The organism is Streptomyces sp. (assembly GCF_031178505.1).
Classification (GTDB): Bacteria; Actinomycetota; Actinomycetes; order Streptomycetales; family Streptomycetaceae; genus Streptomyces; species Streptomyces gulbargensis.
On the sequence record NZ_JAPSIW010000797.1, the window covers coordinates 1 to 3,096 of the forward strand.

General features: G+C 66.9%; 5 protein-coding genes. 2 read left to right on the top strand and 3 right to left on the bottom strand.

Annotation, left to right across the window (positions count from 1 at the left end; all coding sequences use genetic code 11):
* Positions 1-196 precede the first annotated feature (196 nt).
* Positions 197-337 carry a hypothetical protein gene (locus RIF68_RS32485; RefSeq protein ID WP_309054910.1) on the bottom strand — a complete coding sequence of 47 codons (141 nt, stop codon included), beginning with the start codon at positions 335-337 and terminating at the stop codon, positions 197-199.
* Between the two features lie 440 nt (positions 338-777).
* Complete coding sequence (locus RIF68_RS32490; protein ID WP_309054911.1) at positions 778-1,122, bottom strand: hypothetical protein; 345 nt, start codon at positions 1,120-1,122, stop codon at positions 778-780.
* 314 nt (positions 1,123-1,436) lie between these two features.
* On the opposite strand from RIF68_RS32490, the gene RIF68_RS32495 reads away from it, so the two are divergent.
* Entirely contained in the window at positions 1,437-1,946 is a 510-nt protein-coding gene (locus RIF68_RS32495) for a GNAT family N-acetyltransferase (protein WP_309054913.1), read from the top strand.
* Between the two features lie 57 nt (positions 1,947-2,003).
* Positions 2,004-2,552: a GNAT family N-acetyltransferase gene (locus RIF68_RS32500; RefSeq protein ID WP_309054915.1), complete on the top strand. Its 549-nt coding sequence runs from the start codon at positions 2,004-2,006 to the stop codon at positions 2,550-2,552.
* 6 nt (positions 2,553-2,558) lie between these two features.
* Here the strand turns inward: RIF68_RS32500 and RIF68_RS32505 are convergent.
* Positions 2,559-3,096, bottom strand: a 538-nt coding sequence (locus RIF68_RS32505) for a hypothetical protein (protein WP_309054917.1), incomplete at its 5' end; no start/stop codon positions are given.

A 3,096-nucleotide genomic window follows, 5' to 3' on the forward strand; every position in this document is an offset into this window, starting at 1 on the left:
CGCCATGGCTGAGGGACTGCCCACTCCGTTGACGATCGTCGCACCTTACGGCGACGATGGTCATTCCGATCATGAAACCTTGGGACGAAGGAGGACGGCCGCATCCGTGACTTCCTCGTGTTGTCCGGGAAGGCCGCCGACGGCAACGCCGTGGTGCCTACTGGGCGGGAATCGATCGAGTGCACCACTCGATAAGTCACCCTTCGAGGGTGTCCACGACCGCCACAGAGGTCAGGTTTTCGTCGTGCGGGCCCAGCCTGTACATGACTTCCTGGACGGCGTAATCGGTGGCACCCTCCACCCCCTCGTCGAACTTCGCGCCCTCGTTGGCTCGCACGTCGGCCACCAGTCCGGCCCAGCTGATTCCGGCGCTAGCGGCTTCCCACGAGTCAACGTTTCAGCAGTCGAACAGCTTCTGTTCCGGCTCCTGAGCTCACACCGCCGGGTGAACGCTTGTCTCCACCTGGAGAAACGCTGGGTCCGGGGTAGCCGACGCCGCGGCCGGCGGGGTTGCGGAGACGGGTACCTGAGACCTGGAGCCTCCCACTGCAACGGTCAGAGGCGCGGAGGACGGCAACGGGCCCCTAGCACCGCAACTGCTCAGCGGCATGAGGGCAGTCAGGCACAGGACCGTGGCAACTGTTCGTCTTGCAGGACATCGAGGACTGGTTTTGCGCATAATCACAAAGGCTTCATTCATAAAAGAGGGCACAGAGGGCAACCTCTCCACCGCCGATTCTTCCTCCGCTCCGTGGTCGCTACGTGGGTCGCGCCGGGTCAGCGTGTCGCTGCGAAGGCCCGAGCGGCCGCGAGCACCAAGGCACTCACTTCATCCACCGGGTGATCGCGAAGCACACGCGCCGGGCATCGATCTTCCAGCGCCGGGTTTGCCCCCATGAACCACGCTTGGACGACGGCACCGGTGTGCGTCGTCTCGGCCAGGACACCGGCGACCTGGTAGACCAGACGCAGCCGATGCTCGACCGTCTGACTAGGCCGACGGGCGCCGGCCGCCCACTGACGCACCGCCTTGGTGTCGGTGACACCGCCGAGGTAGGTGACCAGTTGCGCCCCGAGCGTGGAGCGCAGAGCGACAACAAGGTGCGGGAAGGGCAGAGTCACCGATTCACGGTAGGCCCCTAGCCTGGGCTGGGCGGTCGGCGGCGAAGTCATGGACCCATAATTCTCGGGGCCTCGGACAATCAGCCAGAGCGAGCACCCGTTCTGATGCCCCACGCAGTGCCTGTGCGCATGCCCTGACCAACGCTCGGTTACGCGTCATGGACCCGTCGTGGATGCCATCACGCCATAATTTTGGCGCTCCCGGTGCGGGCGGCTCTTATTCTCGGCGCATGGTTGAGGTTGAAGTTCGTTCCGCTGTAAGTGAGGACTACAGCGTTCTGCGTGAGATCGACGAGCTGGGCAGATGGCCCAGCATGTGTTCTAAGTACGGCTTCGACCTGGAGTGCAACGAGTACCTGGTCGCCGTCGTAGAGGGGCAGGTCCGGGGGTTTCTGCAGGGCCACCACGATTCCACCGCCTGGGCCGCCTGCCTGGTCTCCCCCACCCCGCCGGAGACCTGGACGTGCAGCACCGTCAGCTACTTCACCGTCCACCCCGATGTCCGCGGCCACGGCCTGGGCTCGGCCCTACTGCGGGAGTTCATGCACCGGGCTCGGCAGGCCGGCTCGCAGTGGATGATGATGCAGCCGGCCGAATGCGGAACGAGGCGCGAACTGTCCCCGACGATGGCCGCTCTGTGCACCCGAACCGGGCTGCGCTACGTCGAGCCGCTGACGCTTCACCGCCGCAACGCCCTGACGCTTATGGCCGCTCCCCTCACCGACGCCCCGACCCACCACTTTCGTCCCGCGTCCCACGCCCCCCAACCGGTGGCGCGCCGGCGGATCCGTCACGCCCACCAGCAGCCCGCCCACGCTGCGTGATCGAGGCAGCACATCTGGGGGTCAGGTGCGGCAGTGGGCTCTGGGTAGGATCTTCGGATGCCTGAGATCCGACTCGCCCAGCCCACCGACTACACGCAGGTGCGCAGACTGTGGAACCTGTACCACCCAGCAGCGGTTCTCAGCGAAAACGATTTCCAGGCAGAGTTGCCCAGCTACACGGTCGCCCTCGTCGACGGGACGGTCGTCGGGTTTTGCTGCGGCCACCACGCTTCGGCAGCGTGGATGGAGTGCCGGGTGAGCCCTCGGCCGCCAGCGGATTGGGACTGCAGCTACCTTGAGACCCTGGTGGTTGACGAGTCCCATCGGGGCCGTGGCATCGGCACTGCACTGCTGGAGGACCTCACGACTCGGGCAACTGCGGCCGGGACGAGCTGGTTGTTGCTGTACCCCAAGCGCGGCGACGGCCGTCCGATGGCCAGCGAGCAGCTGCTGCGTTTCTACACCCAGGCCGGGCTGCGTCTGCTGGAGCCCGCCGATGACTACCTGCGCGAGAGGCCATGGATGATGGGGCGGCCGTTGGTCGCGAGCCCGGCCTACATCATGGCCCGATCCCCTGCCGAGCTTGTACCCGCAGCCCGACCCTGAGGACCCTCAGCGCCACATCTCACCGCGGCTGCTGACCCTCGTGACCTTCGGCAGCGCCTCACCGGAGCCGGTCCCGCGTCGAGGATGAGAGCGCACCGGGATGGTGGGCGGCTCGTTCTTCGACGTGCCCGGTGCCCGACGCATATGCTCGCGCACCGTGGTCGCCGACCGGGATTGCGGCCTGGCACGGTGGCGGGTATAGGAGCTCTCCATCTGCTCCAACACAAGCCCGTCCCAGTCCCCGGTGACCGGTTGCACCCAGGTGGAAGCCGCTACGGTGCGCGGACTTGGCGACGAAACGCGCGCCTGGGATGAGGGCGCCTCGATGTCATCAGCCGTGGTAATCAGCGGCGCGGTCGGGTGCAGCGCCCAAGCCGACTGGCGGCCCAGCTGCTCAGCAGCCACCGCCAGCACCAGAGCTGGATCCCCAGGTTCGTCCGGCTCGTAGGTCGGCGCTACGACTTGGCGGCGCATCACCGGCGGCACCAGGTCCCCGGTGTCGAGCGCCGCCGCGGCAGCTGTGCGTAGCGCTGCCCCGTCGCAG